Below are 13,773 nucleotides of genomic sequence, written 5' to 3' on the forward strand. Positions count from 1 at the left end.
GAACCCTTAGCGTGCTCCTTGGCCTCCCCAGCCCCCGGTCGCCACATTGCCACGTATGAGGGGGGAATAACGTGCGCTCCGACGAACACATCGACCCTGGTGTGCGGAAGATCCTGTCCACGCCCGGACGACGCATCGGGCAGCCGCTGATGCGGGTGCGCACCGTGAGCGGGGTCACCGTCGCCGAGCTGCGCGGCGAGATCGACATCCACGCGGTGCAGTCGCTCCAGCCGCGCCTCGACGTTCTCACCGCGCGCGACGAGCCCGCGCTCGCGCTCGATCTGTGCCGCATCGACTTCCTGGACTGCTCGGGCCTGGCGCTGCTGGTGCGCAGCCGTCGCCGGGCGGCCGAGCGGGGCGGTTCATGGGCGCTGGCCTGCGACCATCCGCTCACCCTGCGGATCCTGCGGATCACCTCCCTGCTGAGCGCCCTGGGGCCCGCTCCCACGCTGGAGCAGGCCCTGGAGTCGTTCAGCCGCGCGGAGCGGACCGTGTCCACCGCAGAGTGACGAGCTCGAACGGCCGCAGACTCAACTCGACCGATCCATCGGCCAGTTCTGGCCGCGCGCCCTCGGTCAGCGGCCGCTCCAGCAGGTCGGTCGCGGCCACCGCGTCCGCGGCGAAGCCCGCGGTGAGCCGGGCGCGGGCCCGGCCGCCGTGCGACTCGTAGAGCCGGACGACCAGATCGCCGCTCGCGTCGTCCGCGAGCTTCACCGCGCTGACCACCACCGCGTCGTTGTCGACGGACACCAGCGGCGCCACCTCGCCGCCGCCCGCGACCCGGCGCTCCGGCAGATTGACGCGGTAGCCCTCGCGCACCGCGTCGCCGACGGTGGCGCCCGGCACGAGCGCGTGCCGGAAGCGGTGGACGCCCTGGTCGGTCTCCGGGTCGGGGAAGCGCGGGGCCCGCAGCAGCGAGACGCGGACCGTGGTGGTCGTGCCCCGGTCCCCCGTGTCGCGGACCGTGCGGGTCACGTCGTGCCCGTACGTCGAGTCGTTGACCAGCGCCACGCCCCAGCCGGGCTCCTCCAGATGCACGAAGCGGTGGTTGCACGCCTCGAACTTGGCCGCCTCCCAACTGGTGTTGGTGTGGGTCGGCCGGTGGAAGTGGCCGAACTGGGTCTCCGAGGCGTAGCGCTCGGCGTGGATGTCCAGCGGGAACGCCGCCTTGAGGAACTTCTCCGTCTCGTGCCAGTCGACCTCGGTGTCGATGTCGAGCCGCTTGGCGTCCGGGGGCAGGCTCAGCAGCTGGGTGACCTTGGAGTCGCCGAAGCTCCGGACGACCCGGACGGCCGCCACGCCGTCGTCCTCCACCGCGACGAGCTGATCGACGTCCGTCAGATCGGTCACCGTGTTGCGGTAGAACGCGTCCACGTCCCACGCGTCCCACATGTTCGGGAAGTCGGGGTGGATCTGGAGCAGATTCGCGGCCTGACCAGGAGCGACCGTCTCGCGCCCGGCGGCGCTGTCGTACACGGAGACCACCAGGCCACGGCCGTCGATCTCCACCCGCAGCAGTCCGTTGTCCAGGACGAAGCCGCCGCCCTCGCGCGCGGCCGCCCGGCTCGCTCCCGTGCGTACCGCCTCGGCCGCCGCGCCCGCCGCCACCGAGGCGCGCGCGTGCGGCGCGGAGTTGAAGACGAGGGTGCGGCCGGAGACGGCCTCTCCGGCGAGCACCCGCTGCGATCCGTCGATGATCGTGTTCAGTTCCTCGGCGACCGCCGCGTACGTCCGCTCCGCCTCGCGGTGCACCCAGGCGATGGAGGAGCCGGGCAGGATGTCGTGGAACTGATGGAGGAGCACGGTCTTCCAGATGCGGTCCAACTGCTCGTACGGATACGGGAATCCGGCCCGCACGGCCGCCGTCGCGGCCCACAGCTCGGCCTCGCGCAACAGGTGTTCGCTGCGCCGGTTGCCCTGCTTGGTCTTCGCCTGGCTGGTCAGCGTCGCCCGGTGCAGCTCCAGATAGAGCTCGCCGACCCACACCGGCGCGTTCGGATACTCCGCCTGCGCCTTGGCGAAGAACTCCGCGGGGCTCTCCCAGGCAACGGTCGCCGAGCCGTCCAGGTTCCGCAGCCGGGCCGCCTTCGCGACCATCTCCCGGGTGGTGCCACCGCCTCCGTCGCCCCAGCCGGTCGGCGCCAGCGAGTGCCGGGCGGCGCCCTTGTCCTTGAAGTTCCGCGCCGCGTGGGCGATCTCGCTGCCCTTCATCGAGCAGTTGTAGGTGTCGACGGGCGGGAAGTGGGTGAAGATCCGGGTGCCGTCGATGCCCTCCCACTGGAAGGTGTGGTGCGGGAACTTGTTCGTCTGCGACCAGGAGATCTTCTGCGTCAGCAGCCACTTGGCGCCCGCCGCCCTGATGATCTGCGGCAGCCCGGCCGCGAACCCGAAGGTGTCCGGCAGCCACGCCTCGTCGTTCTCGATGCCGAACTCCTCCAGGAAGAACCGCTTGCCGTGCACAAACTGCCGGGCCATCGCCTCCGAGCCCGGCATATTGGTGTCCGACTCCACCCACATCCCGCCGGCGGGCACGAACCGCCCCTGCGACACGGCCTTCTTCACGCGCGCGTAGACCTCGGGCCGGTGCTCCTTGATCCAGGCGAACTGCTGCGCCTGCGACATGGTGAAGACAAAGTCGGGCTCGTCCTCCAGGAGCGCGGTCATGTTGGACGTCGTACGGGCCACCTTGCGCACGGTCTCGCGCAGCGGCCACAGCCACGCAGAGTCGATGTGGGCGTGGCCCACCGCGCTGATGCGGTGGGCTGTGAGACCCGCGGGCACCGCGAGTACGTCGGCGAGCTCGGCCCTGGCCGCGTCCGCGCTCGCGTTGACGTCCTGGAGGTCCACCGCGTCCAGCGCGCGGCCGACGGCCCGCAGGATGTCCCAGCGCCGGGCGCCCTCGACGGGCAGCTCGTGCATCAGCTCGCCCAGGACCTCCAGGTCGAGGACGAGCTGCCAGACGCTCTCGTCGAAGACGGCGAGGTCCATCCTGGCCAGCCGGTACTGCGGCTCGCTGCCCGCGGTCTCCCTGTCGCCGAGCGCGGTCGGCACGAAGGGGTGGTAGTCGAGGATGACGGGGTTGGACGCGGCCTCGATGTGCAGCCGCACCTCCTCGCCGCCCGCCACGGGCGCGCCGACGCGCACCCACTGGTTGCGCGGGTTGAGGCCCTTCACCGGGGTGCCGTCCGGCCGGTAGACCAGGCCCTCGCACTGGAAGCCCGGCATGTTCTCGTCGAAGCCGAGGTCGAGGATCGCCTCCACGGTCCTCCCGGCCCACTCCTGCGGGACGGTCCCGGTCACCCGGAACCAGCTGGTCCCCCAGGGCGCGCCCCACGCGTCCCCGACCGCGATCGGTTCGGGGACGCCGGCCAGCCCCTCGGCGACCGGCACGGGCTCGCCCGGCGCGTGCCAGACCGCCACCTGGAGCGGTACGGATTCGGGGTACACGGCGGGGCGGATGCGCTCGTCGAGGACACGCTTGAGGCGGGCTTCGACCAGATTGCGGTCGTCATGCATGAGGGTCTGCTCCGTTGGGTCGAGGGTCGATCGGGGTGCAGATGCGGATGCGGATGCGATGGAGTGCTGGACTGCGGGTGCGGGTGCGGATGCGGGTCGGGTGCTACCAGGGATGGACTGCGCAGACGGCTTCGGAGGCCGTGTAGAGCTCGCCGACGGCCCGTATCTCGAACCGGGCCGACCGCTCCGCTCCAAGCGGCGTCACACCGGGAACGAAGAAGGCGGTGCCGCACGTTCCCCCCACGAAGCGGCGACTTCCGTCGGGCAGGGCGCGGTGCAGCTCGTAGTGGCGCACGGCTGTCGGCACCCGGTCCCACGCGAGGCGCAGCGAGGTGCCCGCGGCGGAGGTCGCGGAGTCGGTGACGCGTGCCCGGGCGGGCGCCGGCGGCGGCGGGGCGGCGCCGTCGCGGACGGCGAGCGCGCCGAGCCGCCACTTCACGGCGCCCTTGGCGACGAGCCGCACACCGAGTGAACGGACGGTCCCGGACAAGGAGTTGAGGCGAACGATCGAGGTGGTCCAGCCGGTCCGGCCCGCGCGCAGGGTGCCCGCCGGTCGACAGACGTACGGAACGGGCTCGCCCGGCCGGGCGGGCTCGCGCAGGGCGACCGCGAGCTCGACGGTGACCGTGCCCACGTCGGCGCGGTGGGTGAGCTCGACGACCGTGGACTTCGACAGCGGCAGCCGGGTCGCGTACAGCTCGACCGTGGCCGGGGCGTCGAAGTCCCCGTCGACCAGGAGGCTGGATCCCCCGCGCCAGGCGTCGGCGAAGTCGAAGGCCACGGCGGGCCGTCGGCCGCCCGTACGGACGACCCAGCGCCGCCCCGGAAGGCGGTCCTGAAGTCCCAGATGGTTCCACTCGGCGGGCGAGGCGACCACGCCCTCCTCGTACCAGCGCAGCCCGTGCCCGGTGTTGAAGGAGGTCGCGAACGGCAGCCTCTCGACCGTGGCGCGGTCGGCCACCACTGTCGCGGGGGCGCGCCAGCCGTCCGTGTCGGGCCGGGACGGATCCAGGGAACGCCCGGTCCAGAACCGGTCGTCGGCCGCGTGGAACTGCGCCGGGGTACGGCCCGCGGGCAGCTGCTCACGGGTCCACTCGGGCCGGTAGAGGCCGTACGACACGATGTGCGGGCGGTCCTCGGGGACGATGGCGTCCCAGTCCACCGAGGTGTTCCAGCCGCCGGACTCGACGTCGACGCCCGCCCACAGCTCGTAACGGCTGCGGCCGAGCCGCCCCGCGAGCTCGCCCGAGGACGCGAGCGTCCCGCGCGACCAGCGGAAGTCCACGAACATCGAGTCGGCGTTCGCGAAGAACTCCTTGTTCTCGTCGTCCAGTTGCCCCTGCCAGCCGACCTCGCCGCCGGTCGTCATCGCGTCGTACCAGGTGATCCGCAGCCCGGCCGCCTTCGCCCGCGCCTTGAGGTCCCGTACGAACGCGAGCATGTCGGCGCCGAGCGCCGCGTCGCCGCCATCGGTCTCGGCGTTGAGGAACCACCCGTCGAAGCCGTACGCGACGGCGACCTCGACCAGCTTGGCGGCCAGCGGAAACCGCCCGAGCGCGTCGCGCCGCACCAGGTCTCGGGTCCAGCGCAGATCACCGCCCCAGGCGGTCGGTGGCAGGAACACGGTACCGAGGACGGGCACGCCGTTGCGGTGCGCGGCGTCCACGATCGGGGCGTTCGGGGCAAGAATCAGCCCCTCCCCCGCCGAACCGCCCCAGAAGACCAGCTCATCGAGGTACGCCCAGTGGGTGAACGCGTAGTAGTCGGCGGTGGCCGCGCCCTGCGACGGGTTGCCCGCCGTGTGCGCGAAGGACACCAACGACTGGATACGGGCCTGCCCGCGCCGAGCGGTCCGGTTCACCGGGACCGGCGCGAACCGCGCGGCGAGCGGCACGGAGGCGGTGTTGAAGGCGAGGTCCTTGTCGTCCTCGGCCTTCCACTCTTTGAGACTCCGCCAGGCGATCCCGGGGCCGGGCGTACCGGAGGGGAGGGAGTCCGGGTACCAGTAGGAGGCGTAGGGCTGGAGGTCGCCGGACTCGTTCTCGGCGGCGCGAGCGCCGAAGGGTGGGAGGACGACGGCGGCGGCCGCCCCCACACCGGTGAGGACAACGGCGCGACGGCTGGGGCGCACATTCATGACACCACCACCTCCTCGATCCCGCGCGACGCCAGGTACTCCTTGTCCTGCGCCCGACTGGCGAGCACGACGGCAGGCCGCACCCCGTCGGCAACGAGCCGGGCGAACGCCTCGAACACCGGCCCCCCGGGCGCACACACCGACCGGCGCGGCGCCACGACGTCGTCCCCCACGTCGACGACCAGCGCGGTGGTACGGGGCGCGGGCGCATACACGCGCCCCCGCCACTCCTCGGCGAGCCGCGCCACCACCGCGCCGGCCGGTTTGACCAGCCCGTCACTGGTCAACAGCCCGAGGCTGTACTCCAGTTCGGGAAAGTCGGCCAGCGACCGGTCCACGTCGTGCGAGCACCACCACGTCACGCCCCACAGATCCGCGCAGTCCAGCGCGTTCACGACGGTCGCCTCGGTGAACGCGGCCGCGTGCCCCGCCGGGATCAGCGGCGCGGGCGCCCCGACCTCCTGGAGCCACACCGGGCGGTGCGGGTCGTCGGCCCACGCCTTCGACAGCTCGACGAGATAGGCGGCGTGGTGCTCGGTCGCCACGCCGGTGCGCCCGTGCGCCTGGGCAGTGCCGTTGAACACCCAGGAGTGCACGGCGGTCATCGCGCCGAGCCGGGCGGCGTGCGCGGGGGTGAAGGGCTGGTCGTCCTGGTACCAGGAGGCGTCGTACTCGGCGTGCACATGGGACCGGCCGGGGGCGCCCTCCTCGCACGCCCCGAGCAGCCGCCGCAGCCACGCCTCGGCCTGCCCGGACGTGATGCGGTCGGGGTCGGGGTGCGGCCGGGCCGCGAACTGGTTGACCTCGTTGCCCAGCGTCATCCCGATGAAGTTGGGCCGGTCGGCGAGCGCGGCGGCGAGCGTACGCAGGTAGGCGGCCTGCCCCTCGACCACCTCGGGGTCGGTGAAGAGGTTGCGCCGGTGCCAGGTCCGCGTCCACGCGGGCAGGAAGTCGAAGCTCGACAGATGGCCCTGGATCCCGTCGACGTTGACGTCGAGGCCGCGCTCGGCCGCCGCGTCCGCGAGCGCGACCAGCTGCTCGACCGCGCGCGGCCGGATCAGCGCCCGGTTGGGCTGGAAGTAGGGCCACACGGGGAAGACCCGGATGTGGTCGAGGCCGAGCGCCGCGATCGCGTCGAGGTCGGCCCGGACGGCGTCGAGGTCGAAGTCGAGCCAGTGGTGGAACCACCCCTGACTGGGCGTGTAGTTGGCGCCGAAGCGCACGGCAGAAGGCATGCGGTTCCGTTCTGTGGACGTGCGGCGTGCTCCGTGGGCGTGCGGTGGGACGCTGGCGCGGGGGCGCTCAGCCCTTGACGGCGCCCTCGCCGACGCCGCGGAAGAAGTAACGCTGCAAGCAGGCGAAGAGCGCGATGAGCGGGGCCACGGCGATGACGGTGCCCGCCGCGACCAGCCGTTCGTCGTTGGCGAAGGTGCCGTGCAGATAGTTCAGGCCGATGGTCAGGGTGAAGCGGTCCGGGTCGCTGAGCACGATGAGCGGCCACAGGAAGTCGTCCCAGGCCCCCATGAAGGCGAAGATGGCGACCACGGCGAGGGTGCCCTTGACGGCGGGCAGCGCGATCAGCAGATACCGCTGCCAGGCGTTGGCGCCGTCGACGTACGCCGCCTCCTCCACCTCGTACGGGAGGTTGAGGAAGGCGTTGCGCATCAGCAGGACGTTCATGGCGCCGATGGAGCCCGGCAGCAGCACCGCGATCAGGGTGTTGTTGAGGCCGAGGTCCCGCATGGTGGTGAACTGGGCGATGATGATGCCCTCGACCGGGACCAGCATCGCGAGAATGAAGGCGAGGGTGGCCGCGCGGCGGCCCCGGAAGCGCATCCGGGCCAGGGCGTAACCGGCGAGCGAGGCGCCGACGCAGTTGGTGACCACATTGGCCGAGGCGACCTTCAGCGAGTTCAGCGCGTAGTCCCAGACCGGGATGGTGTCGGCCACGCGCGCGTAGTTGTCGACAGTGGGCCGCCCGGGCAGGAACTTGGGCGGGGAGCTGAAGATGTCCTCGTGCGGGCCCTTGAGCGAGGTGGACAGCTGCCACAGGAACGGGCCCACGGTGAGCGCGAGGACCACGAGGAGCAGGGCGTACCGCAGCACCAGCTGCCAGCCGGGGATCCGCCGCCCCTCGGCGTCGGTGACCCCCTTGCGCGGCGCCCTGGCCCGGGTCCCGGACTCGGAGGGCGTCCCGGCCTGGGAAGGACTCTTGGTTTCGGCAGGAGTCTCGGTGCTCATGTCCCCTCCCTCCGGTCCGTGCGCAGGACGAGCAGCATCAGGACGACGGTGACGGCGAAGACGACCACGGAGATGGCCGAGGCGTAGCCGACCCGGCCGGTGAGGCCGGTGCCGACGCGCTGGACCAGCATCACCAGCGTGGTGTCCTCGCCCGCCGGTCCGCCGGTGGCCCCGGCGATCAGATAGACCTCGGAGAACACCTTGAAGGCGGAGACCGAGGAGAGCGCGGCGACCAGCACCATCGTCGAACGGACGGCCGGGACGGTGACGGTGAAGAACCGGCGTACGGCCCCGGCCCCGTCGACCGCGGCGGCCTCGTGCAGCTCGCGCGGCACGTTCGCCAGCGCGGCCAAGTAAATGATCATGTAGTAGCCGAGGCCCTTCCAGACCGTGACGGCCATCGCGCTGCACAGCAGCAGCCACTGGTCGCTGAGGAAGCCGACCCTGCCGGCGCCCACCGCCTCCAGGAGCGAGTTGATCAGCCCCCGGTCGTCCAGCATCCACACCCAGATCAGGCCCACCACCACGATGGACGCCACGACCGGGGTGTAGAACGCCGCCCGGAAGAAGGCGATTCCGGGGATCTGCCGCTGGACGAGCAGTGCGAGCAGCAGCGGCAGGACGACGAGGGCCGGGACGACGCCGAGGACGTACAGGGTGCTGTTGCGCAGGCCGGTCCAGAACATGTCGTCGTGCCACAGCTCGCGGAAGTTGGCGAGGCCGACGTAGTGGCCGGGCACCAGGGTGCGGCGGTCGGTGAACGCGTTGGCCACCGTGCTGACGAACGGGTACAGGCTGAACACGCCGACGACCAAAAGGCCGGGCGCCGCGAACAGCCAGGGGCTGGAGGGGAGATGGCGCCGGACGGAGCGGCCGGGCCGGCGGGCGCCGGAGCGGGACGCGCGGTCCGCCGGGCCCGCCACGAGCGGGCCGGACGGGTTCGCCGCGGAGGCGGTGGGGCTCTTCATGAACGGCTCAACTCTGCTTCAGCAGCCGGTCGCAGGCTTTGACAGCGTTGTCAAGCGCTTCTTTGGGGCTCTCCTTGCCCTGCAGCGCCTTGGCCACCTCGTTGCGCAGCGCGGTCTTCATCTGGTCGCTGAACAGCACCGGCGTGTAATTGACCGCCGTCTTCAGCGACTTGGCGGCGGCGATCCGCACCCGTGTCTCGTCGGTGCCGTCCTCCTTGGTGAAGTACGCGTCGTCGAGCGAGCCCGCGGTGCTGGGGAAGATGGCGACCTTCTTGGCGAACTCCATCTGCCGGGTCGCGTCGGTGACGAAGTGGGCGAAGGCGACGGCGGCGGGCTTCTGCTTGCTCTTGGCGTTGACCATGACGCCCATGACGTACATGTTGGCCTTGCCGGTGCTGCTGATCTGGTCGGTGATCCCGATGTTCCTGTAGAGCGTCGGGGCCTGCTTCTTGAAGTTCGCGAGGTCGAGGGCGCTGCCCGGGTTCAGGGCGACCGACTCGGTGAGGAACTTGTGCCCGGCCGACTCGGGGGTCGCGGTCAGCGCCTGCGGGTCGAGCGCCTTGGCGTCGTACAACTGCTTGTAGCGCGTGAGGAGTTCGACCCCCTTGGCGTCGTTGAACGCGAAGCCGTCGCCCGTCTTGTTCATCAGCCCGACCCCGTAGCGGCCGAAGTCCTCGATGGTCGGCACGTTCGCGAAGGTCGCGATCCTGCCGTTGCTCTGCCGCGCCATCCTCATCCCCGCCGCGAAGACCTCGTCGTACGTCCTCGGGGGCTTGTCGGCGTCCAGACCGGCGTCCTTGAAGAGCCGCTTGTTGTAGAAGAGCGGGCCGGTGTTCAGATACCAGGGGAAGGCGTACGTGCCCTGCAGGCCGGGCACCTGGTGGCTCTGCCAGGCGCCGGGCAGATACTCCTTGCGGTAGTCGGCGGCGGCCTTGTCCAGGTCGAGCGCGAGGCCCGCTTTGGCGAGCGGGGCCACCAGGTCCGGCGAGACGTTGACGACATCGGGCAGCGTGCCGCCGGCCGCGTCGGCGCTGATCTTGTCGGGGTAGCCGTCCGCGGGCCGGTCGACCCACTTCACCTCGGTGCCGGGGTACTTCTTCCGGAAGTCCGCGATCACGCCGTTGAAGTAGTCCTTGAAGTTGGCCTGGAGGTTCCAGGTCTGGAAGGTGATCTTCCCTTCGACCTTGCCGGACGCGTCGGACGAACCGGAGTCGGAGTCGCTGGAACAGGCGCTCAGCGGCAGGACGGTGGCGAGGACGGCGGCAGCGGCGAGTGCCCTGCGGGAGATGCGCACGGTGTACGGCTCCTTTGCTCGGACCAGATGTGCGAGTGCTGGGACCAGAGGTGCGGGCATGAGCGACCGGCCCGGCACCGGGGTCGGGGGGCGCCCCCGGAAAGGCACGGAACCGGCCGCTCACATCGGCAGACTTTGCGGTGCGATTCTTCAAAAAGTCAATAGGTGGCCCGAGTTGGATGCTGTACGTGCAGGTCAGTGTTGTGTGTACGGGTAGTTGCGGCGGTCCACTAATGCGCTTTAGAGTCACGGTGCTCAAGCGCATTAGTACGCCGGGGTATTCACCGGCCGAAGTCGGCCGGATCCACCGGGAAAGGGGCATGGGTGACACACAGCCCGCCGTCCGGCAAGGACACGTCGGCGGGCCGGCGCACTCCCGCGCGCCGCCCGACCATGAAGGACATCGCCCAGCGGGCCGGGGTGTCGGAGAGCGCGGTGTCGTTCGCGCTCAACGACCGGCCGGGCGTCTCGGAGGTGACCCGCGACCGGGTCCGCCGGGTCGCCGAGCAGCTGGGCTGGCGGCCGAGCACGGCGGCCCGCGCGCTGTCCGGCGAGGGCTCGGCGACGGTCGGCCTGGTGGTGGCGCGCCCGGCCGCCACCCTCGGCGTGGACTCGTTCTTCCTCCAGCTGATCTCCGGCATCCAGGAGGTCCTGGCGGAGCGTCAGCTCGGGCTGCTCTTCCAGGTGGTGGAGGACGTCCGGGCCGAGTGCGCGGTCTACCGGCGGTGGTGGGCCGAGCACCGGGTGGACGGGGTCCTGGTGGTCGACCCGCGCACCGACGACCCGCGCCCGGAGCTCCTGGACGAGCTGGGGCTGCCGGGCGTCGTCATCGGCGGACTGCCCGACGCCCACCCTCATCTGTCCCAGGTGCGCGCGGACGACACCGGGGCGATGGCTGCGGTCGTCGGCCGTCTGCACTCCCTCGGGCACCGGCGGATCGTGCACATCGCCGGGCTTGAGTCGCTGGCGCACACCGACCGCCGTATCCGCTCGCTGCGCGCCGAGGCCGGGCGGCGCGCGCTGACCGGGGTGCGCTCGGTGACCACGGACTACTCGGACACCCAGGGCGCCGCCGTGACCCGCCGGGTGCTCACCGGGGACGCGCCGCCGACCGCGCTCGTCTACGACAACGACGTGATGGCGGCGGCCGGCGCGGCCGTGGCGGCCGGGCTCGGCTTCTCGGTGCCGGGCGAGGTGTCGATCGTGTCCTGGGAGGACTCGGTGCTGTGCCGGATGGTCCACCCGTGGCTGACCGCGCTCTCCCGCGACACCGTCGCCTTCGGGCGGCTGGCCGCGCGGGAGCTCACCGCGCTGCTCGACGGCGGCCCCGCTCGGACGGTGCCGATGCCGCTGCCCCGTCTGATCGAGCGGGAGAGCACCGCCGCGCCGCCGCTCAGCGGGGCCTGAGCAGCAGCAGCGCCACGTCGTCGCCGCGCTCGCGGGTCTCCCGCACATGGCGTACGAGAGCGTCGGCCACCTCCTCCAGGGGGCGGCTCCCGGCGGCGGCCAGCCGGTCGGCGACGGCGGCCAGCGACTCGTCGAGGTCGACGCCCGGGATCTCGATCAGGCCGTCGGTGTACAGCGCGAGGACCGACCCGGGCGGCAGCGGGACCTCCGTGGTCGGGTAGACCGCGTCCGCCTCGATGCCGAGCAGCGGCCCGCCCACCAGGTCGAGCACCCGCACCCGGCCGTCCGGGGTCCTCAGCAGCGGCTGCGGATGCCCGGCCCGGGCGAGCAGGGCGCGCCCGCGCGCGGGGTCCAGATGCAGATAGATGCAGCTGGCGAAGCGCTCGGCGGCGAGGTCGACAAGGAGCCGGTTGGTGGACTCCATGACCCGGCCGGGGCTCTGGCCGACGGCCGTGTAGGCCCGTACGGCGGTGCGGACCTGGCCCATCAGGCCCGCCGCGGTGACGTTGTGGCCCTGGACGTCCCCGATGACGGCGGCGGCCGCGGTGCCGACCGGCAGCAGGTCGTAGAAGTCGCCGCCGATGTCCATGCCCTGGGTGCCCGGCAGATAGCGGGCCGCGACCTCCAGGCCCGCCAGCGCGGGCAGGGTGTGCGGCAGCAGGGCCTCCTGGAGGCCGTGGGCGAGCCGGTGCTTGGCGTCGTACAGCAGAGCCCGCTCCAGGGCCTGGGCGATGAGCCCGCCCACGCTGGTCAGCACCGCGCGCTCCTCGGCGGAGAACGTGCGCTGCTCGGCGAAGCCCAGGACGCAGGAGCCCACGGCCCGGCCGGAGGCGATCAGCGGCAGATAGGCCCAGGCGGCCATGCCGTCGGGGGTGGCGGACCGGCTGGGGTAGAGGCGCTCCAGCTGGGCGCGCGACTCGAAGAAGGCGGGCACGCCGGTGAGCAGGGCGCGGGTGCCCGGGGTGCGGGCGCTCAGCGGCAGCCCGTCGAACCGCTCGACGACCGAGGGGTCCTCGTAGCCGCGCTGGCCCAGCACGTGCAGCCGCCCGCCGGAGGAGCCCAGCATCACCAGGGCCCGGCTGCCGACGGCCGGCATGATCTCGTCGGCCACCAGGTCGATCACGTCCTGGACGCCGACGGCCTCGGTCAGGGCGCTGGCCAGGCTCAGGATGTGCGAGATGGTCACGAGCCGCCCCGGGCCCTCCCCGGAGTCGCGGGGCGGGCGGCCCGGGTGGGGCGCGGCGCGGGCCCGGGTGATGCGCACGCTCAGGCCCGTGGTGCTGGGGTAGAGCCGGAAGGAGAGCCAGTCGCCGGGCGGGCGCAGCGCCACGAACGAGGTGATCTGCTGGCTGAGCAGCGCCGCCCGATAGCTGTCCTCGTACATCGGGTCGTCGAGCCACGGCAGCACGGTCCAGGGCGTGGCGCCGAGCAGCCGGTCGACCGGGACGCCGAGCAGATCGCCCGCCGCCTGGTTGGCATAGCCGATCCGCCCGTCGAGATCGAGCGCGCAGAGCCCGTACGGGAGGCGCGCGGCCATGCGTACGGCCTCGGCGGCGACGTTCTCGCCCGGGTCGGTCTCCTGCAGGCGAACACCGGACCCGGGCAGCACGGGATGGCCCTGCGCCGCCGCCCACTCCATGTACTCGGCGAGCCGGTCGCAGGCCGCCGCGAGGCGTTCGCGCTCGCGCTGGGAGAGGTCCGCCGGGTGCGAGCCGGGCCAGGTCACGTAGACGGCTCCGTACACGGTCCGCGCGGTCGCCACGGGCAGGGCGGCCAGGGCGAACGGATAGGGCAGCACCACGGCGATCCGGGGGTAGCGCCCGGCCATCTCCTCCTCGCCGCCGACCCAGACCAGGCGCCGCTCGCGGACCGCGTCGGCGACCGGGATGGGGGCGCCGAGCCCGACCCGCTCCCAGGGCGCGGCGAAGACCCGGGGCAGCCCGGCCATCACATTCATGACCAGCACGTTCTCACCAGGATCGAGCACATATACGGCACCGGAGTGGGCCTGGACGTCGTCGAGCATCCCGGTCAGCACCCGGGAGAGCACCGCCTCGTGCGGGGGCGCGCGATCGGCCGGGGGGCCGGGCGCATCCCGGTCGGGCATGGCCGACCACCTCCTCCACGGCCCCGCGACACCTCTGAGGATCCAGGCTGCCCCGCGCGGCGCCCGCGCGCACGGCGAGAGCGCGTGGCGGCCGGGGGCGGCC

Annotated in this window: 9 protein-coding genes; 2 read left to right on the top strand and 7 right to left on the bottom strand. The window is 72.3% G+C overall.

Features of this window, described 5'->3' with window-relative positions; genetic code table 11:
* Window positions 1–71: 71 nt before the first annotated feature.
* A complete protein-coding gene (locus tag ACGFRG_RS04225; RefSeq protein ID WP_361423819.1) occupies window positions 72–509 on the top strand; it encodes an STAS domain-containing protein in 438 nt (145 codons plus the stop codon).
* On the opposite strand, the gene ACGFRG_RS04230 is transcribed toward ACGFRG_RS04225, so the two are convergent.
* From ACGFRG_RS04230 to ACGFRG_RS04255, 6 genes are all read right to left on the bottom strand, one after another.
* Window positions 472–3,516: an alpha-mannosidase gene (locus tag ACGFRG_RS04230; RefSeq protein WP_393261155.1), complete on the bottom strand. Its 3,045-nt coding sequence runs from the start codon at window positions 3,514–3,516 to the stop codon at window positions 472–474. The genes ACGFRG_RS04225 and ACGFRG_RS04230 overlap by 38 nt on opposite strands.
* A 103-nt stretch (window positions 3,517–3,619) precedes the next feature.
* Entirely contained in the window at window positions 3,620–5,653 is a 2,034-nt protein-coding gene (locus ACGFRG_RS04235) for an endo-beta-N-acetylglucosaminidase (RefSeq protein ID WP_393261158.1), read from the bottom strand.
* Complete coding sequence (locus tag ACGFRG_RS04240) at window positions 5,650–6,888, bottom strand: glycosyl hydrolase (protein WP_393261160.1); 1,239 nt, start codon at window positions 6,886–6,888, stop codon at window positions 5,650–5,652. Before ACGFRG_RS04240 ends, ACGFRG_RS04235 begins: the two co-directional genes overlap by 4 nt.
* Window positions 6,889–6,955: 67 nt before the next feature.
* Window positions 6,956–7,894, bottom strand: a complete 939-nt coding sequence (locus tag ACGFRG_RS04245) for a carbohydrate ABC transporter permease (protein ID WP_393261162.1) — start codon at window positions 7,892–7,894, stop codon at window positions 6,956–6,958.
* On the bottom strand, window positions 7,891–8,862 hold the full coding sequence (locus tag ACGFRG_RS04250; protein WP_393261164.1) for a carbohydrate ABC transporter permease: 972 nt from the start codon (window positions 8,860–8,862) through the stop codon (window positions 7,891–7,893). The genes ACGFRG_RS04245 and ACGFRG_RS04250 overlap by 4 nt, the downstream gene beginning before the upstream one ends.
* A gap of 7 nt (window positions 8,863–8,869) precedes the next feature.
* Window positions 8,870–10,156: an extracellular solute-binding protein gene (locus ACGFRG_RS04255; protein ID WP_393261167.1), complete on the bottom strand. Its 1,287-nt coding sequence runs from the start codon at window positions 10,154–10,156 to the stop codon at window positions 8,870–8,872.
* 393 nt (window positions 10,157–10,549) lie between these two features.
* Between ACGFRG_RS04255 and ACGFRG_RS04260 the strand changes: the two genes are divergently transcribed.
* Window positions 10,550–11,563, top strand: a complete 1,014-nt coding sequence (locus ACGFRG_RS04260) for a LacI family DNA-binding transcriptional regulator (RefSeq protein ID WP_361423964.1) — start codon at window positions 10,550–10,552, stop codon at window positions 11,561–11,563.
* Here ACGFRG_RS04260 and ACGFRG_RS04265 read toward each other — a convergent pair.
* On the bottom strand, window positions 11,550–13,670 hold the full coding sequence (locus ACGFRG_RS04265) for a SpoIIE family protein phosphatase (RefSeq protein ID WP_393261170.1): 2,121 nt from the start codon (window positions 13,668–13,670) through the stop codon (window positions 11,550–11,552). The genes ACGFRG_RS04260 and ACGFRG_RS04265 overlap by 14 nt on opposite strands.
* Window positions 13,671–13,773: the final 103 nt, after the last annotated feature.

The sequence above is a fragment of the Streptomyces sp. NPDC048696 genome (assembly GCF_043198895.1).
Taxonomy (GTDB): Bacteria; Actinomycetota; Actinomycetes; order Streptomycetales; family Streptomycetaceae; genus Streptomyces.

Bases quoted from the DNA above. Each gene is read 5' to 3' on its own strand.
- ACGFRG_RS04230 (WP_393261155.1), bottom strand. From the start codon at position 3,516: ATGCATGACGACCGCAATCTGGTCGAAGCCCGCCTCAAGCGTGTCCTC.
- ACGFRG_RS04235 (WP_393261158.1), bottom strand. From the start codon at position 5,653: ATGAATGTGCGCCCCAGCCGTCGCGCCGTTGTCCTCACCGGTGTGGGG.
- ACGFRG_RS04240 (WP_393261160.1), bottom strand. From the start codon at position 6,888: ATGCCTTCTGCCGTGCGCTTCGGCGCCAACTACACGCCCAGTCAGGGG.
- ACGFRG_RS04245 (WP_393261162.1), bottom strand. From the start codon at position 7,894: ATGAGCACCGAGACTCCTGCCGAAACCAAGAGTCCTTCCCAGGCCGGG.
- ACGFRG_RS04250 (WP_393261164.1), bottom strand. From the start codon at position 8,862: ATGAAGAGCCCCACCGCCTCCGCGGCGAACCCGTCCGGCCCGCTCGTG.
- ACGFRG_RS04260 (WP_361423964.1), top strand. From the start codon at position 10,550: ATGAAGGACATCGCCCAGCGGGCCGGGGTGTCGGAGAGCGCGGTGTCG.
- ACGFRG_RS04265 (WP_393261170.1), bottom strand. From the start codon at position 13,670: ATGCCCGACCGGGATGCGCCCGGCCCCCCGGCCGATCGCGCGCCCCCG.